Here is a 25,790-nt window from a genome sequence, read left to right as displayed (position 1 = left end):
CTCCGCTACCGGACCCATCAATGGGATTCCCCGGGTGAGCAGCAGGTGATCAGGCGGACGGCGGCAACGAGAGCAGCGCTGTCCCGGCGAGGGCGGACCAGGCGCACCGCCTGCCACAGCGGTCGCCGCGTCCGCCCGGCCGCCGGACGGCGGAGCGACGTCCGGGCCGGCTCGACGACGCAGACCGGTGCGACGGCGCTCCGCTCGGCGGTGGTTGCTACGACTCCCCTCCCGCCGCCGGGTCCCGCTCGACGCGAGAGCGCCGGGCATTCGCCACGGGGCCTTCGTTCACCTCGTACTCGCGCGGCTCCATGTGGTGCTCCGGCACCCATCCGGCGGCGAGGCGAGTACGACGCGCGTTGGCCACTCCGTTGTGACCGTTGTTCCCCGTCACTGCTCTTCTCCTTCGTACTACACGAGCCTGTTGCTGAGCTTCACCTGCATCAGGGTTATCACCACGATGATCGGGATCAACGCTGAGGCGTAACCCATGTGCGGGAACTGCCACGTTTCTGGAACAAATGGATAAGGTTAAACGTTCCCGCGTCGCTGCCCAACGTGTCCCGCGTCTCCCCGGTCGCCGGCGCAGCTCAACGGGAGCGGCTGTGTCCCGCGTCTCGCGGGGCCGGGCCGGTCTCCGGGCCGCCACCGACCGGGGTCACGCTCGTCGGATGGTCGTCCTGCTCAGTGCGTTCGGCATCGTGCTGCTCGGGGCGTTCGCCCAGGCGGTCAGCGGCTTCGGGTACGCCCTGCTGACCGTCCCACTGCTCGCCGCCGCGATCGACCCGCGCAGCGCGGTAGTGGTGGCGGCGCTGACCAGCATCGGGCTGACCCTCACCGCGGCCGTCCGGGAGCGCGCGTACGCCCGGTGGCGGGTGGCGGTGACGCTCACCGCCACCGCCCTGCTCGGGGTGCCGGTCGGCCTGCTGGTGCTCATGTACGCCCCGCCGCGGCTGCTCAGCGCGCTGATCGCGGTGGTGGTGCTCGGCTGCGTCGTGCTGGTGGCCAGCGGCGCCCGGATGCGCACCGGCCGCCTGGGGCTCGGCGCGATCGGGGTGCTCGTCGGCGTGCTCACCGCCGCCACCGGCACCAACGGGCCACCGCTGGTCGCCGCGTTCCACTCCCTCGGCTACGACCCACGTACCTTCCGGGCGACGGTGGCGGCGACGTTCGCCGGGACCGGCCTGATCGGGCTGGCCGGGTTCCTGCTGACCGGTCAGGTGGACACCCACGTGGCGCGGATCGCCCTCGCGGCGCTCCCGGCCGTCCCCCTGGGCTGGTGGCTGGGCAACCGGCTCTTCCACCGGATCGACCCGCGGCTGTTCCGCCGCATCGTGCTGATCGGGCTGCTCGGCAGCGCCGGCACGGCACTCATCGGCCTGGCCGGCTGACGCACCCGGCCTGCGTGCCGGCGTCCGTCGCCGGATCGGCGCGCCGGGTGCCGACGGCTCAGCCGGCCGGGCTCCGGCATCGCCTCGCCGACGTCGGCGCCGGGCACGGGCGGGTCAGCGGAAGTCGCGGGAGGCCGGGCTGACCGGCGGCTGGATCGGGTCCAGCCGGTCGGCGACCAGGTTGACCACCCCCTCGTACCGTTGCAGCCGGCCCCGCACCACCAGCCCCGCGCTGGTCCGGGCCACCCGCCGGTAGCGCTGCCACAATCCCGGCGAGCAGGTCACGTTGAGCATGCCGGTCTCGTCCTCCAGGTTGAGGAAGGTCACCCCGCCGGCGGTCGCCGGCCGCTGCCGGTGGGTGACGATGCCGCCGACCCGAATCCGCTGGCCGGGCTCCACCCGGCCGAGCCGGGCGATCGGCACCGCGCCCAGTTCGTCGAGGCGGGGGCGGATGAACGTGGCCGGATGGTTCTCCGGCGACAGCCCGGTGGCCCAGACGTCCGCGACCAGCCGGTCGACCGCCTCCATGCCGGGCAGGGTCGGCGCGGCAGTGCCGGTCACCGTGCCGGGCAGCCGACCCGGCCGGTCCTGCGCCGCCGCGCCGGCGGCCCAGAGCGCCTGCCGCCGGCTGAGCCCGAAACAGGCGAACGCGTCCGCGGTGGCCAGCGCCTCCAGCTGCGCGGCGGTGAGACCGACCCGCCGGGCCACGTCCGGCATGTCACGGTACGGCCCGTTCGCGACCCGCTCGGCCTCGATCCGCTCCGCCACCCCGTCGCCGAGGGTACGCACGCTGGACAGGCCGAGCCGGACGGCCGGGCCGCCCAGCCCCCAGGCGTGCGGCGGCTCCCCCGGCTCGCTGCCCCACCGGCTCTCGGGTGTGGACTCCAGCACCGCCAGGGCACCGCTGGCGTTGATGTCCGGCCGGCGCACCTCCACACCGTGCCGGCGGGCGTCGTCCACCAGGCTCTGCGGTGAGTAGAAGCCCATCGGCTGGGCGTTGAGCAGCGCCGCCAGGAACGGCCCCGGGTGGTAGCGCTTGAGCCAGGAGCTGGCGTAGACCAGGTAGGCGAAGCTCATCGCGTGGCTCTCCGGGAAGCCGTAACTGGCGAACGCGGTGAGCTTCCGGTAGACGTCTTCGGCCAGCTCGCCGGTGATGCCCCGCTCCGCCATGCCGGCGTAGAGCCGGTCGGCGATCTGCGCCATCCGCTCGACCGAACGTTTCGCCCCCATTGCCCGGCGCAGCTGGTCCGCCCCGGCCGCGTCGAAACCGGCCAGGTCGATGGCGAGCTGCATCAGCTGCTCCTGGAACAACGGCACGCCGAGGGTCTTCTCCAGCGCGTTGCGCATCAGCGGGTGGGCGAACTCCACCGGCTCGTGGCCGTTCTTGCGCCGGATGTACGGGTGCACCGAACCGCCCTGGATCGGGCCGGGCCGGATCAGCGCCACCTCGACCACCAGGTCGTAGAACTCACGGGGCTTGAGCCGGGGCAGGGTGGCCATCTGCGCCCGGCTCTCCACCTGGAACACCCCCACCGAGTCGGCCCGGCAGAGCATGTCGTAGACCTCCGGGTCGTCCAGCGTCATGTCGCCGAGATCCAGACTCATCCCGATCATGTCGTAGCCGTAGTGCAGGGCGGAGAGCATGCCGAGGCCGAGCAGGTCGAACTTGACCAGACCGACGGAGGCGCAGTCGTCCTTGTCCCACTGGAGCACGCTGCGGCCGGGCATCCGCCCCCACTCCACCGGGCAGACCTCGATGACCGGCCGGTCGCAGATCACCATCCCGCCGGAGTGGATGCCCAGGTGCCGGGGGAACGTCTGCAACTCGTTGGCGTACTCGACCACCTGCTCGGGAATGTCCGCCACGTCGACGGAGGCGATCTCGCCCCACCGGTCGATCTGCTTGCTCCAGGCGTCCTGCTGCCCGGGGGAGAAGCCGAACGCCTTGGCCACGTCCCGCACCGCCGAACGCGGCCGGTAGGAGATGACGTTGGCCACCTGGGCGGTGTGCTCCCGGCCGTAGCGGGCGTAGACGTGCTGGATCACCTCCTCCCGGCGGTCGGACTCGATGTCCACGTCGATGTCGGGCGGGCCGTCCCGCTCCGGCGCGAGGAACCGTTCGAAGAGCAGCCGGTGCCGCACCGCGTCGACGTTGGTGATCCGCAGCGCGTAGCAGACCGCCGAGTTCGCGGCCGAGCCCCGCCCCTGGCAGTAGATGTCCTGCTCGCGGCAGAACGTGACGATGTCGTAGACCACCAGGAAGTAGCCGGGGAAACCCAACGTCTCGATCATGTTCAGCTCGTGGTCGAGCTGCGCGTACGCCGTCGGGTGCGCCGCCCGGGGGCCGTAGCGCTCCCGGGCCCCCTCGTAGGTCAGCTGCCGCAGCCAGCTCATCTCGGTGTGCCCCGACGGGACCGGGTACGCCGGCAGCTGCGGCGCGACGAGCTGGAGGTCGAAGGCCAGTTCGGCGCCGAACTCGGCGGCCCGGGCCACCGCACCCGGGTACGCGGCGAACCGGGCCGCCATCTCTGCGCCGCTGCGCAGGTGGGCGGTGGCGGCGGCGGGCAGCCAGCCGTCGATCTCGTCCAGGCTGCGCCGGGCGCGTACGGCGGCGACCGTGGTGGCCAGCCGGCGCCGCCCCGGGGTCGCGTAGTGCACGTTGTTGGCGGCCACCGTGGGCAGGCCGGCCGTGGCGGCCAGCTCCGCGAGCGCGTCGTTGCGGTCGACGTCGACGGGGTTCCCGTGGTCGGTGAGCTCCACCGCGACCGTCTCCGCGCCGAAGAGCGCGGTCAACCGGTCCAGCTCGCGGGCCGCCGCTTCGACGCCCTCGGTGAGCAGCGCCGCCGGAACGTGCCCCTTGCGGCAGCCGGTGAGCACCAGCACGTGGTCACGCAGCTCCTCGGCGACCTCCTCCAACTCGCCGTAGACCGGGCGGCCCTTCTCACCGCCGCGCAGCTGGGCTCGCGAGATGGTCGAGGCGAGTCGGGCGTACCCCTCGTGACCGTGGGCCAGCACCAGCAGATGCCGCCCGAGTGGATCCGGTTCGCCGTTCTGCGGGCCGGGCAGCCCGAGCGAGAGTTCGGCGCCGAAGATGGTGGGCAGGCCCAGCGTCCGGGCCGCCTCGGCGAAGCGCACCACGCCGTAGAAGCCGTCGTGGTCGGTGACGGCGAGCGCGGTGAGCCCCAGCCGGGCCGCCTCCTCGGCCAGCTCCTCCGGATGGCTGGCCCCGTCGAGGAAGCTGAAGTTGGTGTGGGCGTGCAGCTCCGCGTACGGGACCGCGCCCTCGGTACGGGTCATCGCCGGCGGCTGGTACTGCTCCCGCTTCCGGCTCCAGGCGGGGCTGTCCCCACCGTCGGCGTCCACCGCGAGCGGGTCGACCACGTGCAGGTGCCGCTCGTCCCGGGAACGCCCACGCCCGGCCGAGCCGGCGCCGCCACCGGGTCGGCCGGAAAGCACCCGTTCCAGCTCCGACCAGGGCATCTCCGGGTTATGGAAGCTCATCCGGTCACCTCCACCCCGGACGCGACGCCCGGCCGGCATCCGACCCGCACACCCACGCCACCGGAATCCCACGCCCGACCCGGGCGGGCAACCCCGACCGGCGCGCGTCGGCGCAGCGCTCAGTCATAGATCGCCTCCACCAGCCACTGCCCGGCCTCGACCACCAACAGCAGGGCGGTGCCGTCGGCGAGAACGACCTGGAACCGGGCCCGACGCCGGGCCTCGGCCGGCGCCCACCAGCGCTCGTCGACCGGCCACGGACCGGCCCACCCGGTGATCTCCATCGGGCGGGCGGTGCCGACGGTCAACCGGGCTGGAGGGGCGCTCAGCTGCAGCCGCGCGCTGACCACCACCGGCTCGCCATCGACGTCGTGCACGACCGCGGCGAGCGGCGTGGGCGGCACCACGGCCGGCGCGGGCGGCGGCAGCCGGCCAGGCCACGGCGGCTCCCCCGGTCGCGCCGCCTCGCCGGGGCTCGGCGGTTCACCGGGGCGGCCCGGCAGCCGCTCGTCCCCCCACGGCACCAGGCGCACCTGGTCGGCCGGGGAACGTCCGCCGCCGAGCACCGCGGTGAGCACCGCCTCCGGGCCGAGGATGCCCTGCACCCGGCTCAACGCCCGATGCGCCCGTTCCCGCTCCTCACCGGTCTCCCCCCACAGGCCGGGTTGCAGGCCGGCCTGGGCGATCACCCCGTCGGGGATGAGCCGCAGCCGGATGATCCCGGCCGTCGGGCGGGTCCGACCGGCCCCACCACGGCCGCTGCTGCCGGTGAGCCAACCGTCGAGCTGCCAGCGGACCCGGTCGGCGATGGCCGCGGCGGTGAGCAGGCCGTCATGCCGCCAGACCCGGTGCAGTTCCTGGCCGTGCGCGGTGACCGCCTCGATGCCGAGCCGGGTGCAGGCAAGCGCGTACCCGGCGAGCCGGTCGTGCAGCTGTTCGGCCAGCGCCCGGGCGGCGAACGCGGCCGCGTCCACCCGGTCCACCGGCTCGTCGTACTCGGCGGTCACCGTCAGGTCGGCCGGAGGCTGGCGAACGGCGAGCGGGCGGTGGTCCCGTCCGGCGGCCAACCGGTGGGCGAGCGCGCCGTCGAACCCGAACCGGGCCAGCACGTCGCCGGCGGGTAGCGCGGCGAAGTCGCCGAGGGCGCGTACCCCGAGCCGGCGCAGCAGGTCGGCCAGGGCCGGCCGGCCCAACGCCTCGACCGGCAGACCGGCGAGGAAAGCCGGGGTGCCGCCCGGCGGTACGACCCGCCCGGTGCGGGCGGCCAGCCCGGCGGCGAAGACCCCGTCGGCGATCCCGACCTGGCTCTCCACCGCGCAGCTCTGGGCGACGTGCTCGATGATCCGTTCGGCGGCCGCCTCCTCGCCGCCGAGGTAGCGGCTCGGCCCCCGGGCGGCCACCGCGCAGGCGCCGGGACGGACCACCTCCACGCCGGCGACCAGCTCCTCCACCGCGGCGACCACCGGCTCGAACGCCCGGGCGTCGCGTCCCGGGTCGTACTCGACGACGGTCAGCTGGGGGCAGCGCCCCTGCGCCTCCCGTTTGCGCAGGCCCCGCCGCACCCCCTCGGCCCGGGCCTGCTCGGAGCAGGCGACCACCCGGTTGGCGTGCAGGACGGCGACCGGGCCGGTGGCGGGCACCCCGTCGACGATCTCGGCGGCAAGCACCGGCCAGTCCGGACACCAGAGCAGCAGGGTGCGTACCGGCGCGTCGCTCATGCCGGCCCGACCAGGGTGAGCGCGCCGCGCCGGGAGACCCCGACGACGGTACGGCCGGGCGAGGCCACCGGGCGGAGCGGCGCGGCGGCCGGCCGGTCGACGGCGGACGCCGCGGTACGAGGGATCACCCGGGTCAGCTCGTCACCCGGCAGCCAGACCTTGATCTCCTTGGGCCGGGCTGCCGCCCCGCGACCGCGCGCCGAAACGGTGACCTCCCGGCGGCGCAGCCGGCCCCGGCCCGGCCCGAGCCCCTCCCAGGCGCCCCGGACCACCTGCAACGTCACGTCCGCGCCCTCCCACCGGCCGTACGGCACGAGCACGCTGCCCCGCTGCCGGGCCCGGGCGGCCAGCCGGTTGGCGACCGAGGCGGAGACCGAGGCGGGCACCGCGGTGACCACGACGTCCACCCCGTCGAGCAGCGCGGCGATGACGGTGGCCCATTCGGGGCCCGGGTTCGGCACCAGGGCGAGCCGGTCCAGGGCGATCCCCAGCTCGGCGGCCGCGCCCGCCCCGAACGTCGGCACCCCCACCACGGCGCACCACGAGCCGCCCCGGGACGCCTCGGCGAGCAGTGCGAGCACCAGCGAGGCGCCGCCGCTGTGCCGCGGTTGACCGGCGGCGACCGCGATCGTGCTGCCACGCCGCAGCCCCCGGCTGGGCAGCAGCCCGGTCAGCTCGGGGGCCACCGGCAGCACCCGGTGGCCGCCCGCCGGGTCCGGCGCGCTCGCCGGACGGACCAGTCCGGCCAGCGCGGCGGAACCGACCACCATGTGGCCCGTCATCGGACCAACCCCCCGTCGTGTTGCTGTTGGATCAGGTGTTGCGGTCAGTGCCCCGGCCGGGCCGTGCCGGCGCTTCTCCGGGCACGCGGCCGGTCACCCGGCTCCGGGCACGAGGACGTGGCGCACGAACCCCTCGTCGGCCGAGGGTGCCGGGCTCGATGCCGGCCGCCCGGCTCCCCCCGCCGGGCGGCCGGCACCGTGCCCGGCGCGGGCCTGGACGGCCCGTCGCCGGCCACGTACGGCACGGCGGCGCCATGCCCGGACCGGGTGGGAGCGCCGGCACGCCCGCCGGTCCGGCCGGGGCCGGCGGTCACCTCGCCATCGGATCAGGCGGCGAGCCCGTCGAGTGCTGGTTGGTGGGCCGCACCGAGCGCGGTCTCCACCACCGAGACGAACTGCCCGGCCGCGCGGAGCAGGTCGTCGGCCTCCCGGGCGCTGACCACCCGGGGAATGCCGGCCTCGGCGGCGGCCCGTTTTCCGGCCCCGGCCGCGAAGTAACCGGCCCATTCGTCGAGCTCGGGGGCGACGGCGGAGAGCAGGACCCAGACACTGGTGATCTGGTTGCGGCGGATGGGGGCGGGCCGGGCGCGGGCGGCGAGCAGAGCCGCTGCCGCGCGCAGCGCGGCCAGGTGGGCGGCCGCGTAACGGAGGCCGTCGGGACGGGTCTGGCCGGCCTCGGTCAGCCCGTGCCGGGCCACCGCGAGGAGCTGGGCGGGGGTGCGGTGCGGCAGCACGTGCGCCGGCACCGTCGGTGGCTGAGCCGAGTTGGACGGCATGGACTGTCTCCTCCACAGGGCCGAGGCAGCCGGCCGGCGACGAACGTTCGTTCCGGCCGGCGGACGCCGGGTCGAGTGGTGCGGAGGAAGACGCACCGGTGTGGTGGCCGGCCGGGTGTGGATGCTTCCCCACACCACACCCGGCCGGCGTACCGGCGGGTTCGTCGTCCGCCGCCCGGGGGTCGTGGGCGGCGGACGACGCTCCTGCCTGACGGGACCGGGCTCGCGACTGCCCGGAACCCAGGTGCGGCCCGCGGAGCCGCACCGTCCGGAGGCGGCGCCGCGAAACACCGCGCCCCGGAGGGTTGGAACGAATGTTCGAGGCAATCGAACACTCGTTCTAACTGCTGCTGACAGTACACCCCTGCGCCGACGAAAATGCAACGTGTGACGCGCCGGACCGCCGGGGGTGCCAGCAGGGCGGGCGACCCGGGCCGGGACACGGCGTGGCCGGTCGGGCCGGCGCGGAGAACACCGGGAAGAATGACCCCATGCAGCCACACCCCAACGTACGGGCGGTGCAGGACGCACTGACCGACGCGAACGCCCGCGACGCCTCCGGCACACCCAGCGCCGTACGCCTACTGCCCGCGGCGGTGCCCACCGCCTCGGCGGCCGCCGAGGCGCTCGGCGTCGATGTCGGCCAGATCGCCAACTCGCTCCTCTTCGAGGCCGACGGCGAGCCGCTGCTCGTACTGACCTCCGGCGCGCACCGCGTGGACGCCGCCGGCCTGGCCGCGTCGATCGGAGTCACCCGGCTGCGACGGGCCACCCCGGAATTCGTCCGCACGCACACCGGTCAGCCGATCGGCGGTGTCGCCCCGCTCGGACACCCGCGGCCACTACGCACCCTCGTGGACACCGCGCTGGCCGCGTACGGCGAGATCTGGGCCGCCGGCGGCGTGCCCCAGGCGGTCTTCCCGAGCACCTACGACGAACTGCTCCGGATCACCGCCGGCACCCCCGCCGAGGTGGCGTGAACGAGCCGAGCGAGCGAACCGCCGGGCGCAGCAGCGTGGCGCCTCGCGCCACCGCGCAGCGGAAAGCGGTGGCGTGAACGAGCTGCACGTCCCGGAGCTGGTCACGCTGCACGTGTGGCGGACCGCCCCGGCGAAGCTGCCCCGGGCGCTGACCCGGATGGCGCTCGACCCGCGCCGGCTGCGCGCCACCGCCGGCGTGCGGTTCGGCAAGCTGCTCGGCACCGGGACCGGCACCGGCTTCGGGCCGGGCGACGCCGACCCGACCCGGTGGGCGGCGCTGACCGTCTGGGACTCCCCCGCCGCGGCGGCCGGCTTCGACGACACACCCGTGGGCCGGGCCTGGGCACGGATCGCCCGCGCCGCCGTCCGGCTCGACCTGCGGCCGCTGGCCAGCCGGGGCGAGTGGTCGCGCCGCCGTCCGTTCGGCGAACCGGCCGGCGGCCCGGTCGGCGGCCCGGTGCTCGCCCTGACCCGGGCCCGGCTGCGGGCCCGACGGGCGGTCACCTTCTGGCGGGCGGTCCCGCCGGTGGCCGCGGCCCTGCGCACCGCGCCCGGGCTGCTGGCCCGGTTCGGCGTCGGCGAGGCCCCGCTGGGCTGGCAGGGCACGGTCAGCGTGTGGCGCGACCCGGCGGACCTGGTGGCATTCGCGTACCGTCACCCGGAGCACCGCGCGGCGATCACGCGTACCCCCGTCGAGGGGTGGTACGCCGAGGAACTCTTCGCGCGGTTCGAGATACGCGACGTGGTCGGTGACCGCACGGTGCTGGGCTGGGTCGCGAACGACCAGGACACGAGAGGTGGGTGGGCATGAGGTTGGTGCGGTGGACCCCGGACGATCTCGTCCGACGGCTGGACGACGTGGTGGCCGTCTACGGCGAGGCGATGGGCTACCGGATCGACCTGTTGGAGGCCCGGCGCGGCTACATCGCCACCCATGTCCGCCGGCCCGGATTCCGCGCCGTGGCCAGCCTGACCAGCGAGGGCCACCTCGCCGGCTTCGGGTACGGCTACCTCGGCTCGTCCGGACAGTGGTGGCACGACCAGGTGCAGCGGGCGTTGGAGCCGCCGGCCCGGCAACGCTGGCTGACCAACTGCTTCGAGGTGGTCGAGCTGCACGTCCGTCCGCCGGCGCAGGGGCACGGCCTGGGCGCCGGCCAGCTGCGCGCGCTGCTCACCATGGCCGAGGGGACCACCACCCTGCTCTCCACTCCGGAGGCCGACGAGCAGAAGTCGCGGGCCTGGCGACTGTACCGCCGGTTCGGTTTCGTGGACATCCTGCGCGATTTCCACTTCCCCGGCGACGAGCGGCCGTTCGGCGTGCTGGGGCGGGACCTGCCGCTCGAACCTCCCGCGACATGATCCGGCGGCGGCTGCCCTGGGCGCTGCTGGCCCTGCTGGTGCTCGCCCAGATCTGCTACCCGCTGACCGCCGGGACGACCCGGGCGCGGCTGACCGTGGCCACCGTCGGCCTCGGCTACCTGCTCTCGGTCGGCCACGCCCTGCTCAGCCGGGGTCCACGCACCGCGGCGGCGCTGGTCGCGGCGGCCACCGGCGGCGGGTTCGCCGTCGAGGCGGTCGGGGTCGCCACGGGGGTGCCGTTCGGCAGTTACGACTACTCGGGCGAGCTGGGGCCGAAGGTGGCCGGCGTACCGCTGATCATCCCGCTGGCCTGGACCTGGATGGCCTGGCCGGCCTGGCTGGCGGCGGTCCGGCTCAGCGCTGTGCCCGGCGGCCCACCGGCCGGGCACACGACCCGCGGCCCGGCTGCCGGCCGGCTCGCGCTGCGGCGGGTCGCGCTGGCCGCGCTGGGGCTGGCCACCTGGGACCTCTTCCTCGACCCGCAGATGGTGGCCGAGGGCTACTGGCGGTGGCGGGATGCCGTTCCGGCGCTGCCCGGCCTGCCCGGCGTCCCGCTCAGCAACTACCTCGGCTGGCTGCTGTTCGCGGTGCTGCTGATGAGCGCGCTGCGTCCGCTGGCCGGGCCGGGGATGACGACCACCGACGGCCGGGACGCGCCGATGTTCGCGCTCTACCTCTGGACGTACGCCTCCAGCGTGCTGGCCCACGCGGTCTTCCTGGACCTGCCCGCCTCGGCGCTCTGGGGCGCGGCCGGCATGGGGGTGACCGCCGTGCCGCTGGCGGTGTCGCTGCTGCTGACCCGACGACCCGGCGGCCGGCCCCGGCCCTGGCGGCCGCAGCCCTCCGGGGTCGACGCGCCGGCATGACCGCTCTGATCGCGCTCGCTCTCGGCGTGGCCGTGCTGACCGGCCACACCCTGGTCAACGCCGCCCGCTGGCTACGCCGCCCGGCAGCGCCCCCGGGCGAGGTGACCGAGCCGGTGGCGGTGCTCCTGCCGCTACGTGACGAGGCCGAGCGGGTGGGCCCGTGCCTGCGGGCGCTGCTCGGCCAGCGGGCGGTGCCGGGCCTGCGGATCGTGGTGCTCGACGACGGTTCCACCGACGGCACGCCCGACGTGGTCCGCGCGATCGTCGGCGACGATCCGCGGGTCACACTGCTCACCGGGGCGGCTCCGCCGCCGGGCTGGCTGGGCAAGCCGTACGCCTGCTGGCAGTTGGCCACCCGGGCCGACCCGGCGGCCACCGTGCTGGTCTTCGTCGACGCCGACGTGGTGCTCACCCCGTACGCCGTGGCGGCGGCGGTCACCGAACTACGCTCGGCCGACGTGACGCTGCTGTCGGCGTACCCCAGGATCGTGGTGGCGACGGCGACCGACCGGCTGGTCCAGCCGCTGCTGCAGTGGCTGTGGCTGACCTTCCTGCCGCTGCGGGCCATGGAGCGTTCGCCACGGCCGTCGCTGGCCGCGGCGGGCGGGCAGTTCCTGGCCGTCGACCGGGCCGGTTACCTGCGGGCGGGCGGGCACGCCGCGGTCGCCGGCCGGGTCCTGGAGGACATCGAGCTGGCCCGGACGGTCAAACGCGCGGGTGGCCGGATCGCGCTCGCCGACGCCTCGCGGTTGGCCGCCTGCCGGATGTACTCGGACTGGCGGCAGCTGCGCGACGGCTACTCGAAGTCGCTCTGGGCCACGTTCGGGCATCCGGGCGCGGCGGCCGCCGTGCTGGCCCTGCTGCTCCTGCTCTACACCGCGCCACCGCTGCTGGTGGTGGCCGCGCTCATCACCGGGTCGGTGCCGGCGGCGCTGGTGGCCGCGGCGGCGTACCTGCTCGGGGTGGCCGGTCGGGTGGTGACCGCTCGGGCGACCGGCGGCCGGTGGTGGCCCGACGCGCTGGCACACCCCGTGTCGGTCGTGTTCCTCGGTTGGCTGACCCTGCGGTCGTACCATCTGCGGAAGCGGCGGCGGCTGTCCTGGCGGGGCCGCCCGGTCAGCTAGGAGGCGCATGATGGCGCGAATCGTGGTCGTCGGCGCCGGGGTCGGCGGGCTGGCCACCGCCGCCCGGCTGGCCGCCACCGGGCACGAGGTGACCGTCTTCGAGCGGGCCGACACGGTCGGCGGCAAACTGGGCCGCCACGTGCACGACACCTCGGCCGGCCCGTTCCACTTCGACACCGGGCCGAGCCTGCTCACCCTCCCCGAGGTCTTCGCCGACCTGTTCGAGGCGACCGGGGCGAAGCTCGACGAATACCTCGACCTGGTGCCGCTGGAGCCGATCGTCCGCCATGTCTTCCCGGACGGGTCGACGTTGGACTCCTGCGCCGACCCGACCGAGTTCGCCGCCCGGATCGGCGCCGCCTTCGGCGACCGGGCGGCGGCCGACTGGCAGCAGCTCTGGCGGCGGGCCGCCCGGGTGTGGGCCGCCTCCTCCCGGGACGTGCTGCGCCGCCCGATCGACTCGCCCCGGGACCTGGCCGCGCTGGCCTGGCGGCTCGGCGACCTGGCCGCCATCGCGCCGGGCCGGACGCTGCGCGGTCTGAGCCGCCGCCACCTCACCGACCCGCGGCTGCGGATGCTGCTCGACCGCTACGCCACGTACACCGGCGCCGACCCGCGTCGTGCGCCGGCCGCGCTGGTCGCCGTCCCGTACGCCGAGCTGACGTACGGCGGCTGGTACCTGCGGGGTGGGCTGGGCACGCTCGCCGACGCGCTGCTGTCGCGCTGCCTGGACCTCGGCGTGGTCGTGCAGACCGGCACCGCGGTGACGCGGATCGACGCGGCGGGTGGCCGGGTGCACGGCGTACGCCTGGACGGCGTCGCCAAGCCGGTCCCCGCCGACGTGGTCGTGGCCAACTGCGACGCGCTCACCCTCTACCGGGACCTGCTACCCAGCCCACGCCGGCTGGCCGGGCTCACCGACCGCAGCCTGGCCGGATTCGTGCTGCTGCTCGGGGTGACCGGCTCCAGCGGGCTGGCCCACCACAACGTGTTCTTCCCCGGCGACCACGACGCCGAATTCGACGCGGTCTTCGGCGACCCGGGACGGGGGGTGCGGGCCCGCCCGGCGCCGGACCCGACGGTCTTCGTCACCGTCTCCGACGACCCGCTGGTACGGCCGGACGGCCACGAGGCGTGGTTCGTGCTGGTCAACGCGGCCCGCCAGGGCACCTCGACGGGCGCGGTGGACTGGCGCCGGCCCGGCCTCGCCGAGGCGTACGCCGACCGGGTCCTGGAGGTGCTCGCGGCGCGCGGCGTCGACGTGCGGGACCGGTTGCTGTTCCGGGAGATCCGTACCCCGGCCGACCTGGACGCGTCGACCGGCGCGCCGGGTGGGGCGATCTACGGCACCGCCGGGGGCCTGCTCCGGCCGGCCAACCGTGGCCCGGTGCACGGGCTGTGGCTCGTCGGCGGCTCCAGCCATCCGGGAGGCGGTCTGCCGATGGTCACCCTCTCCGCCCAGATCGTCGCCACCGACATCGGCGCCGCCGCGTAGCCGGCGTAGTTCAGCCGGCCTCGATCAGGGCGCGGCGGACGGCGGCGAGAAGCTGACCCAGACCGAAGCCGGCGAGCAGCACCCAGACCGCGGACGCCATGGTGATGGTGCCGGCCGCGAGATCCGGCTCGATCAGCCCGGCCAGCCCGGCCACCAGCAACCCACCCAGTGCGACCAGGACCCGGGTGGGCCGCTCCCCCACCGTCACCGCGCCGATCTCCCGCATCCCGGCGGAGACCGCGCGGGCCCGCACGTACTCGTGCAGCCAGGAGAGCGCACCACCCGCCGCCGCCAGCGCGCCCGGCGCGCCGACCAGCCAGAACGCCACCAACCAGGTGGCCTCACCGATCCGGTCGGCCACCGAGTCGTAGACGTAGCCGAGCCGGGTGGTGCGGCCGGTCACCACCGCCACCGCACCGTCGACGCTGTCCGCCACCCCGGCAAGCAGCACGAACAGCGCCCCGAGGAAGGGCCCGTCCACCGGTCGTACGGCGAACACCGGCACACAGACGCAGAGCAGCACACCGGCCACGGTCACCGCGGTGGGACCGACCCGGAGCCGGCCCAGCACGTACCCGACGTGGTAGGCGAAGCGCAGCCAGCCGCGCACCACGGGGGCGGCCCGGCGGGGGTCGAAGCCTCCGTGCAGCCGCGCCCACACCGTGGCGTACTGGTCCCAGTTCATCAGCTGTGTGCCCACCACTGACCAACCGTCCCAGCCGGGATCAGGTGTCGGGAGGTGTCAGGGCCGCGCCCCCACCCGGAGGTTCTGCCAGACCTCCCGGGTGGCGGTGGACCGGTTGAGAGTGATGAAGTGGATGCCCGGCACACCCTGGTCGAGCAGCCGGCCGCACATCTCGCTGGCCTGCTCGATGCCGAGCCGGCGCACCGCTTCGGGGTCGTCGGCGACCTTCTCGAACCGCGCGGCCAACGCGAGCGGGAAGGGCGCCCCGGAGAGCTGGACGGACCGCTCGATGGTGGCCATCCGGGTCACCGGCATCACGCCGGCGAGGATCGGTGTGTCGCAACCGGCGGCGGCCACCCGGTCCCGCAGCCGCAGATAGTCGTCGGCGTCGAAGAACATCTGCGTGATCGCGAACTCGGCGCCGGCCCGGCACTTGCGGACGAAGTGCTCGGTGTCACTGGCCACGTCGGGCGAGCGCGGGTGCTTGTACGGGAAGGCGGCGACGCCGACGCTGAAGTCACCGGCCGCACGGATCAGCTGGACCAGTTCCTCGGCGTAGAGCACGCCCTCAGGGTGGGGGACCCATTCGCCACCGGGGTTGCCCGGCGGGTCACCGCGCACCGCGAGCATGTTGCGCACCCCGACGCCGGCCAGCCGGCCGATCACGTGCCGTAGCTCGGCGATGGAGTGGTCGACCGCGGTGAGGTGGGCCATCGGCAGCAGGGTGGTCTCGGTGGCGATCCGCTCGGTCACCGCGACCGTGGTGTCCCGGGTCGACCCACCGGCTCCGTAGGTGATGGAGACGAAGGAGGGCCGCAGCGACTCCAGCTCACGGATCGCCTGCCAGAGCAGCCGCTCGCCCTCGACTGTCTTCGGCGGGAAGAACTCGAACGAGAAGGTCGGCTGCCGCTCACGGATCAGCTCCCCGATCGCCGGCTGCGGGTTGGGGAGGACAGAGGGGAGACCGAGCGCCACGCCCCGACTCTAGCGGGCGGTACCCGCCGGATCCGTGACCTTCCCACCCGCGGGCACCTGAGCGGAACCCCGGCGGACGTACCGGCCCGTCGGCGGCCGGCGACACGACGGCCGCCCGCGCCGGCGGCGGCCCGGCACATGACGGCTGCCGTCCCGGCGGGCCCGGCGCACGGCGACCGGGGCGTGGTGGAACCCGGCGACGGCGCAGAAAGCGTCGTACCCCGGGGGTATCCAGTAGGCAGCGCGGGTGGAGCCGGCCGCGGCCGGACGCCACGGGGGGGCCGTGCGGGGGTCGCCGTTGTCAGCGGCGGTGCGGTCGACCGAAGGGCGGGCCGTGACGCCGTACCCGCGACCGATCCGGAGGACCGATGGCCTCGTCCCCGCCCGACGACCCGCTGCTGTTCGGGCCGCTGCTCACTCAGCTGCGGCTGGCCCGTGGCTGGAGTCAGCGGCGCATCGCCGCCGAACTCTGCGCCGCGGCCGGCATCCCGACGCTGAGCCGCCACGAGGTAGCGTAGCAAACAGATTTACAGCAACCCTCTACACTGCCTGACGTGCGCATACTCGGGGTGATCCGGCTCAGCCGGGAGACGGACGAATCCACTTCGCCTGAGCGGCAGCGTGACGCGGTGACCAAGTGGGCTGAGCTACACGGGCACACCATCGTTGGCTGGGCGGAAGACCTAGACGTGTCGGGAGATAAGAACCCGTGGGACCGGCCCGATCTGGGCCCGTGGCTGCGGGGCCAGGCGGATGAGTTCGACGGGATCGTTGGCGCAAAAGTTGACCGTCTGTCACGCCGGCTGTTGCACTTCGTGCAGTTGATCGAGTGGGCGGAGACGCGGGGGAAGGTAGTTGCGTCGGCCACGGAGCCGATCAACACGTCAGACCGCTTCGGGCGGATGATCTCGCAAATGCTCGCCATGTTCGCCGAGTTTGAGCGTGACGCGATCAAGGAGCGGGCCGGGGATTCTCAGCGGAAGGCGCGCGAGGTCGGTCGCTGGCACGGCGGTACGCCCCCGTACGGATACAAGCCGGAACGGCTTCCGGATGCCGGTTGGACGCTCATTCACGATCCTGTGTCTTCCGAAAACGTCCGCGAGATTGTGCGGCGTATCCTGGGCGGCAGCTCCATGAATGCCATCTGTTCTGACTTCAACTCTCGCGGCATACCCACTCCATCGGACCACTACCGGCAGTCCGTCGGTAAGCCCATGAAGGGCTACAAGTGGAAAACGACGGCACTCATTCCAATGCTCAGGTCTCGCGCCCTGTTGGGCGAGATGGAGATTGCGGGCAAGCCTGTCACGTCTAGCGATGACCTGCCGGTTAGGCGTGCGGACCCCTTGTTGACGTACGCGGAGTGGAAGCAAATACAGGATGCGCTAGAGAAGCTGTCGAAAAGAAAAACTCGCACCGCTTCGACCGCACCGCTGCTGCACATTGCCTTTTGCGAGTGCGGGTTGCCGCTCTATCGGGTTTACGCAAGTGGCAACAAGGGCCCCCGGCAGCATCAGTATTACCGCTGCAAGGGCAGGAACCTTTCGCCTCAGACTTGTTCTGCGAAGACGATGCGTGCTGACGAACTAGAGCGGCATGCCGTCGAGTCCCTGCTATTGCTGGCAGGCGGTCTGGAGATGACGGAGAAGCGGCTCATTCCGGGTGAGGACAGCGCGGCAAAGCTAGAACAGATTGAGCGCCGGTTGCAGGAACTCAGGACGGACCGGGACGCCGGGTTGTTTGAGGGCGAGGACGCCGAATTTCAGTCTCGTTATCTGGCGCTACGCCAGCGCAAGCGGGAACTGGAGGCTACTCCTTCTATTCCTGACCGCTGGGAGGAAGTACCTACCGGGCGAACGTTCCGCGAGGTGTGGGACGGCCTGGCGTCGGCGGAGGATCAGCGGGCGTTTCTGCTGTCGTCGGGGTTGCGGGTGACGCTGCACGCTGATCCGGTACGTACGCGGTCCCTGCTGCCTGGCCTGCCGTCCGGTGAGTCTGGCGGCCGGGTGTCGGTGGAGATTCCCCACGACCTACAGCGGCGAGTGTTGGATCGTGTCGCTAGAACGGCGTGAGAGCCCCTGTAAGCCCCTAAAAGCCCCGGCTAAGCGTGTTGCCCGCCGGGGCTTTTCTGCTGCGCCTAAGGTGCGTTACAAGCCGTGGGACACTGACAACCCGGCCCGGGGTGTTGGTCGCTGATAAAGTTACCCAGCAACCCCGGCGATACGGGGAATCAGCCACGTAGACGGGCCCCACGATTGGGCCCGTTCTCTGTCTGCGACACGGCAGCACGCCGTTTACACGCATTCACCAATCATCGTCCGGGGAGGAGTCTGCCCACACATGGCGTATTCAAAGGATCGGAGCGCGCAGGCTAGCGCGTATCTCGACTGGCAGCGGGCGCTGATGGAAGAACCGTTGCCCTCTGAGGGTGTAGCCGCTGAGGTTGCCCGCAAACACCACATTGCCACGGAGGAAACGTGGCAGGGGTTCAAGCTTTTCATCCTACGCATGTCGCTTTACGGCACGTGGGGAGAGAATATCCGCGTCGGCTACGGCAAGGTTGCCGACGTGATGGGCGCGGGTAGTTCCCGGAAGGCTCAGGATTTGGTGACGGCCGCGCGTCAGCTCGGCTGGTTGCAGAAGGTCAAAAACGCTGGTTCCCGTGGTGGTCCGAACGGTGGCGGAACCGCTGCGACCCTTCGTGTGAGCATCCCTTACGTCGAGGAAGACGACGACTTCGACGTGATCGCCGGGGCACCTGTGAGCCCCGCTGTCAGCGATCCGTGGAGCGCCGTGGAAGCCCCGCCCTACTGACAGAGCGTACGGCCGGCGACTCCGGTCCGTGACTGACTTGCTGACTACCTATTCTGTCTCTGTCCCTTTTCCTATGACTGTCCCTATGAACTGTCACTGTCACTGTCGTGTGCCGGGGTGGAGCGAAACGACACACCGGCTAACAACCTTGCTTCGCCTAGGGCTACGCAAGGTTCAACCCGCCAAGGTAAGGACAGTCCCGTGGGGCTGTCTGGGTAGATAGACCCTTCTTCAACCAGCAAAGGCAAACAGCAAGAGTGTTCTGGTTGATGTCGCAGGGGTGGGGAAAGACTGACAGCACCACCGTCCCGTGGTCATGCTCAACTGCCCGGGGGTGCGCTACCGCAATGCAAACATGAGGGCGACAAGGGCAATTACGTAGAAACCAATTTGCGAGACAAACAACACCAGGTTGGTTACTGTGTACAGCCGTCGTGCGTGCCGATTCACCCAGACGAGCCTAATAGAACGTGCGAGCGTGGCACATGCCACTAGAGTCGAAGCACTAGCAACCGCCACCAACACACGATTGGCCGTGAGGTAACCGGCGGCTACTGCCAGCAGATAGAGCACGCCAGCCGCAATGAGGTTCGCTAGCACGTTAACCAGGACGTCACGGGCGAGTTCGCGACGTGGCCTGGCAGGCGGGGGCGTCTGCGGACGGCGGCGAGCCTCCCTCATGCGGTGCTGAATGCGCGTAGTCACCACCTGAGCATGACGGACGCGCGCAATCAGGTGCAGGGGGCGGTCAGAACTTCCCGGCTCCATCCTCTGGACCCCGGTTCCTAGGGGGATTTTTTTGTGCGTGACTTCGTGACATTCCTTGGTCACAAACAGTCGAATCCGCGGCTTGACCTGCGGAAACGCGCGAAACGCCGTGACATTCCCCCGTGACACTTCGTGACATCTGCTGTCACGTTTTCGGAAGGAGGCTAGTCATTCACAATTTCAAGAAGTGCCGCGTCTGCGGCAACCCGGTTAGGGGCAATCGGTTTTTCTGCGACCGTACGGAATGTCAGCGGCGGGCCGCTGCGGACCGGAAGGCACGTAGCCGTGCCGGGAAGATACGGAAGGCGGCTGAGCCTGCCGTGGTCGAGCAGGCCCAGGAGGACGTTTACACGCTTGAGGACTTTTTCGCGGAGTGGGGGGAGAAGTGCTAGTGAAGGATTACCGTTGGTGCAGCACGCACAATGACGGCCACCCGCTCGACGGCGACGTGTGTCCGGAATGGCTGGATGCGTTGCGCGCCCGTGAGGCTCTGATTATTCAGCGTCGGCAGGATTGGCAGCGGGCCCAGAATCGGGCCGGACGCTACCGCAATTGCCTTGTGTGTAATCGGCGGTTTGATGCCGGGCAGCCTAGGCGGGGACGGCCTAAGGAGTTGTGTTCCGCTGCCTGTCAGGAGACCCGGGATAACGAGCTTCGGAAGCTGCGGCATGCCGGTATCAATACCCGGCTGAGTAAGCCTAAGCACGGTTTGCGGACGCGAGGGGTATTGCGGGCCACCCCCGAACTGCTCGACTTTCTGGCGGCTTTCCCGGACGCCTGGTCATATGAGGGCCGGCCCGCCGCTTAAAGCGGTAAGGGTGGTGGGTGAACCCAATTCGGGATAGGGGTTAGGGGCTCGGCTGGGAAACCAGCCGGGCCCCTTCTTTGTATGGAGGGAGTGGAACGGATGGAAAGCCTTGTTTCGGCATTCCGGGAGCTTGACGCTTCCGACCTTGACGTCATGGCGGTTGAGTTTTACCGCCGAATGAACCGGCACATGGTAGAGGGCAAGGACAGGTGGGCGAACATTGATCGCCTGATTGCGTGCGCCGCTATTGACGCCCGAGCGGCAAAGTGAACGCGGACCGCTGACTAGCGGGACAACTGAATAGACAACTCCACAACAATTGAAAACGCAAAAGACCTTTAAGCCGTCCCGGTCGGGGCGGCTTTTTTTGTTGAATTGGAGAGACTGTCTTGTCTGCACTTGACAATGTTTCCCTGCACGCCCGGCGTGCCGCCCTGGTTAACAACCTGATTGAGATCGCCGACAACCCGGCCCTTCCGGTTGAGTCGCGTAACGCTGCTATCGACACCATGGCCCCGGAGGTTTCTGCCCCGGCCGAGGTTGAGCAGCGAACCGAGGTTGCCCCGGTGGAGACTCGCGCGGCCGTTGAGGCTGAGCAGCGTTCCGCTATTGCCGCTAACCCGGTTGGTGTCCCCGGTACCCGTACCGAGGTGCGTGCCGGTGATCTGCTGGCGTCTGAGGTTCGCGCCATTTCTGGCGCTGCCGGTATGGGTGCGGCTTTCACCCCGGCTGAGAACGCCACGTTTGTGGTCGATTTCCTGGCTAAGCAGTCGGTGATTTTCCGTTCCGGCGTGAACGTCATTCGCACCACGGGTGACAGCATCGTCATTCCGCACCTGACGGCGGATGGTTCGGCCGGTGCGATCGCTGAGGCTGCCGCTATTCCGCTGTCGGACCCGAATGCTGAGAGCCTTACCGCTGTTCCGCGCAAGTTTGCTCAGGGTTCCCGGGTTGCGAATGAGGTTCTGGCGGACGCTAAGCCGTCCGCCTTGGACGCTCTCGGTAAGTCGCTGATCCGTTCGGTTGGTTTGGCTTTCGACCTTTCCGCGTTTGAGGGCAACGGCACTGCGCCGAATGTCCGTGGCCTCAAGAACGTTGCCGGTATCGGCTCGGTTTCGATGGGCACGAACGGCGCCGCTCTCGCGTCGCTTGACCCGATTGCGGACGCGCTGGGAATGCTGGCCGAGGCGAACGCCGATGATGAGTCGGCCGTGATCGTGATGCCGCCTAAGGTCTGGCGCTCGATCCTCAAGTTGAAGGAGGCGACGGGTTCTAACAAGTCGCTGATTCAGAACAGCGCCGGTAGCGCGTCGGACGGTGTGAGTAAGCGGCTGTTTGGTCGGCCGGTGTTTCTGTCCGGCAATCTGAGCACCAGCGAAACTCAGGGCACCGGCACGGGCGCTAGCTCGATTTACGTTTACGTGCCTTCCGAGGTGTACGCGGTCGTCCGTGAGGACGCGGTGTTTGACGTTAACCCGTACATCTTTGGCACCACGGATGAGACGTTTGTTGCCGCGAAGATGCGCGCGGACATTCTGGTTCCGAACCCGGCCGCTGTTGTGCGGATCGCTGGCGTTCTCTGATCCCCGATTGCCCCGGGCCCTCATTGGGCCCGGGGCTTTTTTCTGTAGGAGGTGACCTAATGGCTTTTTGGAATCGGAAGAGGGAACAGCGGGCTATCAGCCCTGCTAGCGGTTTGGCCGAGGCTTTCACGGCTCACGGTCCCACATGGTCCGGGGTGAACGTAAACCAGGATTCGGCGCTTAACCTGTCGGCTGTCTACACGTGCGTTTCTCTTGTTGCTGACGCCGTGGCGAGTCTTCCCGTTGATGTTGTGCGGTCTGTTGGTGACTCCCGCAAGCCTGCCCCGGGTCCGGTGTGGCTGAGTAAGCCCAACCCGTTTGATACGCCGTTCGACTTTTGGCAGAAGGTGATGACTTCCCTTCTGTCAGACGGCAACGCCTTTGTGCAGGTAGTTCGTGGCGGCAATGGCAGGGTCGTTGCGCTGATGCCGATTGACCCTCGCACTGTGCGCGTTGAGCTGACCGAGGACCGTTCCTCGGTGGTTTACAAGATTGCGGATAAGACCTTTACCGCCCGGGATGTAATCCACGTTAAGGGGTTCGCACAGGCGAACAGCCTGCGTGGTCTGTCGCCTCTTGAGAACGCCCGGCAGACCATTGGGGCCGGGTTGGCTACGGAGGAATTCGGCTCGCGCTTCTTTAGCCAGGGCACCACCCTTTCCGGTGTGATTGAGCATCCGGGAAAGGCTAACCCTGAAGAGATTGCCCTCATGGGCCGGCTGCTCAAGAAGAGTCACGCCGGGCTTAAGAACTCTCACGCGGTAGGCGTCCTCACGGGTGGTGCCAAGTGGACGAGCATTTCGGTAACCCCTGAGCAGGCACAGTTTTTGGATACTCAGCGGTTCAACCGGCTGAATATCGCCGGGATCTTCCGGGTGCCCGCTTACATGCTCGACCCAACGGTTAGTAGCTCGTGGGGTACGGGTGTTGAGGAACAGCACAATTGGTTTGTGCAGCAGACGTTGATGCCGTGGCTTATCCGTATCGAGCAGGCGTTCTCCGCCATTCTGCCCGAGGGTCAGTCGCTGCGGTTCAACGTGAACGCGAGGATGCGTGTTAAGACGTCTGAGCGTTACGCCGCTTACCGGACCGCCATTGAGTCGGGTTTCATGTCGGTTGACGAGGTGCGGGCCCTTGAGGACCGCGAGCCGCTGGCCGGCGGGGCCGGCAACTTTGGAACACCGGTCACTCCTGAGGACAAGTCCGCTTAGGACACATTCGCGGCGAACTCCCGCTACCTTCTGTGGTGAAAGTGGCTTTCCTCCCGAGTCGTTCGCGTGCGGCTGCTTGGAACCGGGAACTTCGAAGCCTTAGGCTCGAACGCGGAAGGCACGCAATAACCCGAGGTGCGTTCGCACGTTGGGTTAGCGGGTGCCCGGTTTGGCCTTACGATGGGCCGGACGCAAGCACCGACGCGCCGACGCGCAGGCCCGACTTGACCCGGGTCCGCCCGGCGGCTGCAATTGATCGCGGTAACGACGTAGTCGCAACAAGTCCCCCACACACGGGGGGATGGAAAGAGCGAACGCCCGGGGCCTAGACCGGGCGTCGCTGGCGACTCGTTGTTACTCCACCGTGCCTCGGTTTCGACAAGGAGTCAGCGTGGCGACCGTACCAACAAACGAGCAGGACGACAACGGGACACGGAATCCGCACTCCGTGATCCTGGACTACCTCAAGACGTTGCCGGGCGTACTGAGTAGCGCGGCTGCCCTGCTGGTAGCCGCCACTGGGTTGCTGACGGCATTCCTGCGGTAGCTCGTCGGGGCCGGGTGTTATGGCGCCCGGCCCGCTCCGCCGCCGGTGATCGTTCACGGCCGCGTGAGCGGTACCTCCCGCTTGCGTTCAATCCACGTGATGAACCGTTCGTACAAGACGTTCGGGTTCGGCGGGGTGCCCGTGTCGAGCCGCCCGAAATCCTCCATCGCTGCCGCCAACTGTTGCCCCATGTACACGGCGAGCCCGGCAAGATTGCGCCGGTACTCGACACCCAGCAGCAGCCGGGCCGGAGGGCACGGCCAATCCATGTCCGGGCACACCCTGCATTTCCATAGGGGCCGCCGTGGCAGATGGGGCCGGTGGGGGTCGAGCTGTCCCGGGTGGCGTTGCGCATCGGGCCGGGGCGGCATCACGTGGGGGCGGGCGTACACGGGGCTTTCGTTGGCGGCCTGTTCCATACCTAATACGGTGACCGGGAGCGTTGACCCGGGTCAAGTACCCGGGACAACTCTTTACCGTCCAATGTATGGAGCTGGTTGGTGCGGCGGAGATTCGCGTAATGCTCGGTGGCATCAGCAAGCAGCGGGTGTACGTGATCACGTCGCACCGGAATTTCCCTGAGCCGGTGGCGGACCTGGTGCAGGGCAAGGTGTGGCGGAAGTCCGACGTTGAGGCGTGGATCAGGGAGCACCGGCCAGACTTGGCACAGTGAAGGGCCCCGGCGTCCCGGGGCCCTTCCTGTTGCTCCTTCAGTCGAGCGAGACCACCCGGTGAACCTCGAACGTCGCGTACAGGCGGCCGTCCCCGTCAACCTCGCTGTCCGTCATGACGGCTCCCTCGGGAAGTTCCGCCGCAAGGTGGATCAGTTCCGCCAGGGTCACCGGGCCGTCAACAACGGCGATCCACTGGCCCGGGGTCATTTCGGTGATCATCACTGCTCCTAAGCGGCGTTGAGGACGGTGCGGAGACGGCGGTCAGAGATGCCGAGGGCGACGGCTACAGCCTCCCGCGTGGTGCCAGGTTCCGCCAGCATGGCGACTGCCAGGCGACGAGTTTCAGCGGTCGGGCGACGCTTCCGCCGGGGCGGCTCAGGTTCCGGGGCCACGGGCCCGCCGGGGCCGTCCGTGGGGGTCACCGCGGAGTCGTCAGGCGTCGATTCCTCCGGGTCCGTTTCCCGCTGCGCCACAACAGCTCCTGCTACTTCCGCCGGAACAACAGCGGCACCCTTCCCGGAACGGGCGAGCACTTCCACGGTGAGCAGCAGGGCCACGGCGGGCCAGGCGGACACAACCCGGGACACCGCGTCAGGTTCCGCTACTAGGACGTTGGCCGCCAGGGAAGCGGCCACGCCTACCAGGAACGCCAACCAGGCGGACCACCGGGACCGTCGGCCGTCCCCGAGAGCCAGGGTGGCAACCAGGATCATTCCGTCAACGGACAGCGGCAGCAGGGCCGCCAGGAACGCCGGTTGACCGGCATCTAGGGCAAGTTCCCGCATGTGATCGTAAGAGCCGACAGCGGCAATCACAGTGACGGCAACGGTTCCGGCGATCGACGCCAGGCGGCGGCCGTTCATCGGCCAACCGCCAGAGCTTCCGAGCGGCAGCAACGGCAGTTGTCGGCACGCTCCCCGATGTGCCGGGGGCAACGGTCCGTCCGACGGTCCGGCGGCAGAGCGGCACCACGCCGCTCCGGGTATCCGCACGGCTGCTGCTGCGGGGTTTTGTTCTTGGGGAGGAATCGACGCCAGTCCCGCGCGGCAGCGCGGCCCTTCAACTTCGTTTGATCTTCCCCAACTTCGGGCGACACCTTGGGGCTGTCACCCCCAGGGCCGCCGTTCGTCACCCCCTGGCGCTCACTGTCACCCCCGGCAGGCTGTCCGGTCACCAGCCGGTAAACCCGGGTGGTGACGTTGGCGACCTGGCGCACGACCAGGCGGCCGAGCTGCACCAGCTTGACGAGGCACCGTTGCACAGTGCGAGTGCTCACCCCGGCGTACTCAGCGATGGTGGCGACGGACGGCCAGGCGTCCCCGTCGCGGTTGGTGTGGGCAGCGATCGCAACCAGGATCAGCCGCTCATTGGCGCGGAGGTCGCGGGACGCCAGTAGGGCCACTTTCACGGCGGCAGCGCCGCCAGCAGGGGTATGGGTAAAGTCGTGCATGTCCGGGTACCTCCGGGCCAGCCCCGGGGCGTTCCAGCGCCGCCGGGGCGATCTATGCAGGCTGTAAACCTGCCCGACACGAGGTGTCCAGGTGGGAGCGGCAGGTGCGGGTGCCCGGCGACTTCTGGCTGCGCTGGCTCGCCGTCGTCCTGGCCGTGCCGGTCGAACTGCTGGCCGACGCGGCGACCCGCGCCCGCCGGCTCGCCCCGTCGGCGACCGGGCCGAGCGGCGCCGGCCGATGGAACGGATCGAGACGTTAGACCCGGTTGGTTAACACGCCAAC

General features: G+C 70.7%; 26 protein-coding genes. 15 read left to right on the top strand and 11 right to left on the bottom strand.

Annotation, left to right across the window (positions count from 1 at the left end; all coding sequences use genetic code 11):
* Nucleotides 1-217: 217 nt before the first annotated feature.
* On the bottom strand, nt 218-394 hold the full coding sequence (locus ABZS42_RS15785) for a hypothetical protein (protein ID WP_355145740.1): 177 nt from the start codon (nt 392-394) through the stop codon (nt 218-220).
* Between the two features lie 277 nt (nt 395-671).
* Here ABZS42_RS15785 and ABZS42_RS15780 point away from each other — a divergent pair, with 277 nt between their 5' ends.
* Nucleotides 672-1,391, top strand: a complete 720-nt coding sequence (locus ABZS42_RS15780) for a sulfite exporter TauE/SafE family protein (RefSeq protein ID WP_355145738.1) — start codon at nt 672-674, stop codon at nt 1,389-1,391.
* Nucleotides 1,392-1,505: 114 nt separating this feature from the next.
* On the opposite strand, the gene ABZS42_RS15775 is transcribed toward ABZS42_RS15780, so the two are convergent.
* From ABZS42_RS15775 to ABZS42_RS15760, 4 genes are all read right to left on the bottom strand, one after another.
* Nucleotides 1,506-4,892 carry an error-prone DNA polymerase gene (locus ABZS42_RS15775; protein WP_355145736.1) on the bottom strand — a complete coding sequence of 1,129 codons (3,387 nt, stop codon included), beginning with the start codon at nt 4,890-4,892 and terminating at the stop codon, nt 1,506-1,508.
* A 119-nt stretch (nt 4,893-5,011) separates the two neighbouring features.
* A complete protein-coding gene (locus ABZS42_RS15770) occupies nt 5,012-6,610 on the bottom strand; it encodes a DNA polymerase Y family protein (RefSeq protein ID WP_355145734.1) in 1,599 nt (532 codons plus the stop codon).
* Nucleotides 6,607-7,392: a hypothetical protein gene (locus ABZS42_RS15765; RefSeq protein ID WP_355145732.1), complete on the bottom strand. Its 786-nt coding sequence runs from the start codon at nt 7,390-7,392 to the stop codon at nt 6,607-6,609. The genes ABZS42_RS15770 and ABZS42_RS15765 overlap by 4 nt, the downstream gene beginning before the upstream one ends.
* A 326-nt stretch (nt 7,393-7,718) precedes the next feature.
* Nucleotides 7,719-8,168, bottom strand: a complete 450-nt coding sequence (locus ABZS42_RS15760) for an SAV_6107 family HEPN domain-containing protein (RefSeq protein WP_355145730.1) — start codon at nt 8,166-8,168, stop codon at nt 7,719-7,721.
* A 491-nt stretch (nt 8,169-8,659) separates the two neighbouring features.
* Here ABZS42_RS15760 and ABZS42_RS15755 point away from each other — a divergent pair, with 491 nt between their 5' ends.
* The 6 genes from ABZS42_RS15755 (at nt 8,660) to crtI (ending at nt 13,992) form a co-directional block, all read left to right on the top strand.
* Nucleotides 8,660-9,148 carry a YbaK/EbsC family protein gene (locus ABZS42_RS15755; RefSeq protein WP_355145728.1) on the top strand — a complete coding sequence of 163 codons (489 nt, stop codon included), beginning with the start codon at nt 8,660-8,662 and terminating at the stop codon, nt 9,146-9,148.
* 73 nt (nt 9,149-9,221) lie between these two features.
* On the top strand, nt 9,222-9,959 hold the full coding sequence (locus ABZS42_RS15750; RefSeq protein WP_355145726.1) for a monooxygenase: 738 nt from the start codon (nt 9,222-9,224) through the stop codon (nt 9,957-9,959).
* Nucleotides 9,956-10,507: a GNAT family N-acetyltransferase gene (locus ABZS42_RS15745; RefSeq protein WP_355145724.1), complete on the top strand. Its 552-nt coding sequence runs from the start codon at nt 9,956-9,958 to the stop codon at nt 10,505-10,507. Before ABZS42_RS15750 ends, ABZS42_RS15745 begins: the two co-directional genes overlap by 4 nt.
* On the top strand, nt 10,504-11,373 hold the full coding sequence (locus ABZS42_RS15740) for a carotenoid biosynthesis protein (protein ID WP_355145722.1): 870 nt from the start codon (nt 10,504-10,506) through the stop codon (nt 11,371-11,373). The genes ABZS42_RS15745 and ABZS42_RS15740 overlap by 4 nt, the downstream gene beginning before the upstream one ends.
* Nucleotides 11,370-12,497: a glycosyltransferase family 2 protein gene (locus tag ABZS42_RS15735; RefSeq protein ID WP_355145720.1), complete on the top strand. Its 1,128-nt coding sequence runs from the start codon at nt 11,370-11,372 to the stop codon at nt 12,495-12,497. The genes ABZS42_RS15740 and ABZS42_RS15735 overlap by 4 nt, the downstream gene beginning before the upstream one ends.
* A gap of 10 nt (nt 12,498-12,507) precedes the next feature.
* The gene (crtI, locus tag ABZS42_RS15730; protein ID WP_355145880.1) at nt 12,508-13,992 is read left to right on the top strand and encodes a phytoene desaturase family protein; all 1,485 of its coding nucleotides are present in this window, start codon (nt 12,508-12,510) and stop codon (nt 13,990-13,992) included.
* A gap of 10 nt (nt 13,993-14,002) precedes the next feature.
* Here crtI and ABZS42_RS15725 read toward each other — a convergent pair whose 3' ends face one another.
* Entirely contained in the window at nt 14,003-14,695 is a 693-nt protein-coding gene (locus ABZS42_RS15725) for a CDP-alcohol phosphatidyltransferase family protein (protein WP_355145718.1), read from the bottom strand.
* A 39-nt stretch (nt 14,696-14,734) separates the two neighbouring features.
* Entirely contained in the window at nt 14,735-15,652 is a 918-nt protein-coding gene (gene metF, locus ABZS42_RS15720) for a methylenetetrahydrofolate reductase [NAD(P)H] (protein ID WP_355145716.1), read from the bottom strand.
* Between the two features lie 368 nt (nt 15,653-16,020).
* Here metF and ABZS42_RS15715 point away from each other — a divergent pair, with 368 nt between their 5' ends.
* From ABZS42_RS15715 to ABZS42_RS15690, 6 genes are all read left to right on the top strand, one after another.
* A complete protein-coding gene (locus tag ABZS42_RS15715) occupies nt 16,021-16,170 on the top strand; it encodes a hypothetical protein (RefSeq protein WP_355145714.1) in 150 nt (49 codons plus the stop codon).
* A 36-nt stretch (nt 16,171-16,206) separates the two neighbouring features.
* Nucleotides 16,207-17,724 carry a recombinase family protein gene (locus ABZS42_RS15710; protein ID WP_355145712.1) on the top strand — a complete coding sequence of 506 codons (1,518 nt, stop codon included), beginning with the start codon at nt 16,207-16,209 and terminating at the stop codon, nt 17,722-17,724.
* A 268-nt stretch (nt 17,725-17,992) separates the two neighbouring features.
* Nucleotides 17,993-18,466, top strand: a complete 474-nt coding sequence (locus ABZS42_RS15705) for a hypothetical protein (protein WP_355145710.1) — start codon at nt 17,993-17,995, stop codon at nt 18,464-18,466.
* 1,965 nt (nt 18,467-20,431) lie between these two features.
* Nucleotides 20,432-21,625: a phage major capsid protein gene (locus ABZS42_RS15700; protein ID WP_355145708.1), complete on the top strand. Its 1,194-nt coding sequence runs from the start codon at nt 20,432-20,434 to the stop codon at nt 21,623-21,625.
* Between the two features lie 155 nt (nt 21,626-21,780).
* On the top strand, nt 21,781-22,836 hold the full coding sequence (locus ABZS42_RS15695) for a phage portal protein (protein WP_355145706.1): 1,056 nt from the start codon (nt 21,781-21,783) through the stop codon (nt 22,834-22,836).
* A gap of 391 nt (nt 22,837-23,227) precedes the next feature.
* The gene (locus ABZS42_RS15690; protein WP_355145704.1) at nt 23,228-23,383 is read left to right on the top strand and encodes a hypothetical protein; all 156 of its coding nucleotides are present in this window, start codon (nt 23,228-23,230) and stop codon (nt 23,381-23,383) included.
* 53 nt (nt 23,384-23,436) lie between these two features.
* Here the strand turns inward: ABZS42_RS15690 and ABZS42_RS15685 are convergent, their stop codons facing one another.
* Nucleotides 23,437-23,754, bottom strand: coding sequence for a hypothetical protein (locus tag ABZS42_RS15685; RefSeq protein WP_355145878.1), 318 nt, complete (start codon nt 23,752-23,754; stop codon nt 23,437-23,439).
* A 116-nt stretch (nt 23,755-23,870) separates the two neighbouring features.
* On the opposite strand from ABZS42_RS15685, the gene ABZS42_RS15680 reads away from it, so the two are divergent.
* A complete protein-coding gene (locus tag ABZS42_RS15680) occupies nt 23,871-24,056 on the top strand; it encodes a hypothetical protein (RefSeq protein WP_355145702.1) in 186 nt (61 codons plus the stop codon).
* A gap of 37 nt (nt 24,057-24,093) precedes the next feature.
* On the opposite strand, the gene ABZS42_RS15675 is transcribed toward ABZS42_RS15680, so the two are convergent.
* From ABZS42_RS15675 to ABZS42_RS15665, 3 genes are read right to left on the bottom strand one after another with little or no spacing between them, the layout of a single operon-like run.
* Entirely contained in the window at nt 24,094-24,276 is a 183-nt protein-coding gene (locus ABZS42_RS15675; protein ID WP_355145700.1) for a hypothetical protein, read from the bottom strand.
* Nucleotides 24,277-24,284: 8 nt separating this feature from the next.
* Complete coding sequence (locus ABZS42_RS15670; RefSeq protein ID WP_355145698.1) at nt 24,285-24,920, bottom strand: DUF2637 domain-containing protein; 636 nt, start codon at nt 24,918-24,920, stop codon at nt 24,285-24,287.
* On the bottom strand, nt 24,917-25,507 hold the full coding sequence (locus tag ABZS42_RS15665; RefSeq protein WP_355145696.1) for a helix-turn-helix domain-containing protein: 591 nt from the start codon (nt 25,505-25,507) through the stop codon (nt 24,917-24,919). The genes ABZS42_RS15670 and ABZS42_RS15665 overlap by 4 nt, the downstream gene beginning before the upstream one ends.
* Before the next feature lie 83 nt (nt 25,508-25,590).
* On the opposite strand from ABZS42_RS15665, the gene ABZS42_RS15660 reads away from it, so the two are divergent.
* Complete coding sequence (locus tag ABZS42_RS15660; RefSeq protein WP_355145694.1) at nt 25,591-25,767, top strand: hypothetical protein; 177 nt, start codon at nt 25,591-25,593, stop codon at nt 25,765-25,767.
* Nucleotides 25,768-25,790: the final 23 nt, after the last annotated feature.

It is taken from the genome of Micromonospora sp. NPDC005367 (assembly GCF_040606825.1).
GTDB lineage: Bacteria > Actinomycetota > Actinomycetes > Mycobacteriales > Micromonosporaceae > Micromonospora.
The sequence above is the reverse complement of the archived record's forward strand: the minus strand, read 5'-3'. Positions and strand labels throughout refer to the sequence as shown.

Excerpts from the sequence above, each read along its gene's own strand:
- ABZS42_RS15665 (WP_355145696.1), bottom strand. The coding sequence starts at position 25,507 with ATGCACGACTTTACCCATACCCCTGCTGGCGGCGCTGCCGCCGTGAAA.
- ABZS42_RS15775 (WP_355145736.1), bottom strand. The coding sequence starts at position 4,892 with ATGAGCTTCCATAACCCGGAGATGCCCTGGTCGGAGCTGGAACGGGTG.
- ABZS42_RS15685 (WP_355145878.1), bottom strand. The coding sequence starts at position 23,754 with ATGCCGCCCCGGCCCGATGCGCAACGCCACCCGGGACAGCTCGACCCC.
- ABZS42_RS15755 (WP_355145728.1), top strand. The coding sequence starts at position 8,660 with ATGCAGCCACACCCCAACGTACGGGCGGTGCAGGACGCACTGACCGAC.
- ABZS42_RS15735 (WP_355145720.1), top strand. The coding sequence starts at position 11,370 with ATGACCGCTCTGATCGCGCTCGCTCTCGGCGTGGCCGTGCTGACCGGC.
- ABZS42_RS15780 (WP_355145738.1), top strand. The coding sequence starts at position 672 with ATGGTCGTCCTGCTCAGTGCGTTCGGCATCGTGCTGCTCGGGGCGTTC.
- ABZS42_RS15670 (WP_355145698.1), bottom strand. The coding sequence starts at position 24,920 with ATGAACGGCCGCCGCCTGGCGTCGATCGCCGGAACCGTTGCCGTCACT.
- ABZS42_RS15770 (WP_355145734.1), bottom strand. The coding sequence starts at position 6,610 with ATGAGCGACGCGCCGGTACGCACCCTGCTGCTCTGGTGTCCGGACTGG.
- ABZS42_RS15680 (WP_355145702.1), top strand. The coding sequence starts at position 23,871 with ATGGAGCTGGTTGGTGCGGCGGAGATTCGCGTAATGCTCGGTGGCATC.
- ABZS42_RS15745 (WP_355145724.1), top strand. The coding sequence starts at position 9,956 with ATGAGGTTGGTGCGGTGGACCCCGGACGATCTCGTCCGACGGCTGGAC.
- ABZS42_RS15760 (WP_355145730.1), bottom strand. The coding sequence starts at position 8,168 with ATGCCGTCCAACTCGGCTCAGCCACCGACGGTGCCGGCGCACGTGCTG.
- crtI (WP_355145880.1), top strand. The coding sequence starts at position 12,508 with ATGGCGCGAATCGTGGTCGTCGGCGCCGGGGTCGGCGGGCTGGCCACC.
- ABZS42_RS15740 (WP_355145722.1), top strand. The coding sequence starts at position 10,504 with ATGATCCGGCGGCGGCTGCCCTGGGCGCTGCTGGCCCTGCTGGTGCTC.
- ABZS42_RS15765 (WP_355145732.1), bottom strand. The coding sequence starts at position 7,392 with ATGACGGGCCACATGGTGGTCGGTTCCGCCGCGCTGGCCGGACTGGTC.
- ABZS42_RS15715 (WP_355145714.1), top strand. The coding sequence starts at position 16,021 with ATGGCCTCGTCCCCGCCCGACGACCCGCTGCTGTTCGGGCCGCTGCTC.
- ABZS42_RS15705 (WP_355145710.1), top strand. The coding sequence starts at position 17,993 with ATGGCGTATTCAAAGGATCGGAGCGCGCAGGCTAGCGCGTATCTCGAC.
- ABZS42_RS15675 (WP_355145700.1), bottom strand. The coding sequence starts at position 24,276 with ATGATCACCGAAATGACCCCGGGCCAGTGGATCGCCGTTGTTGACGGC.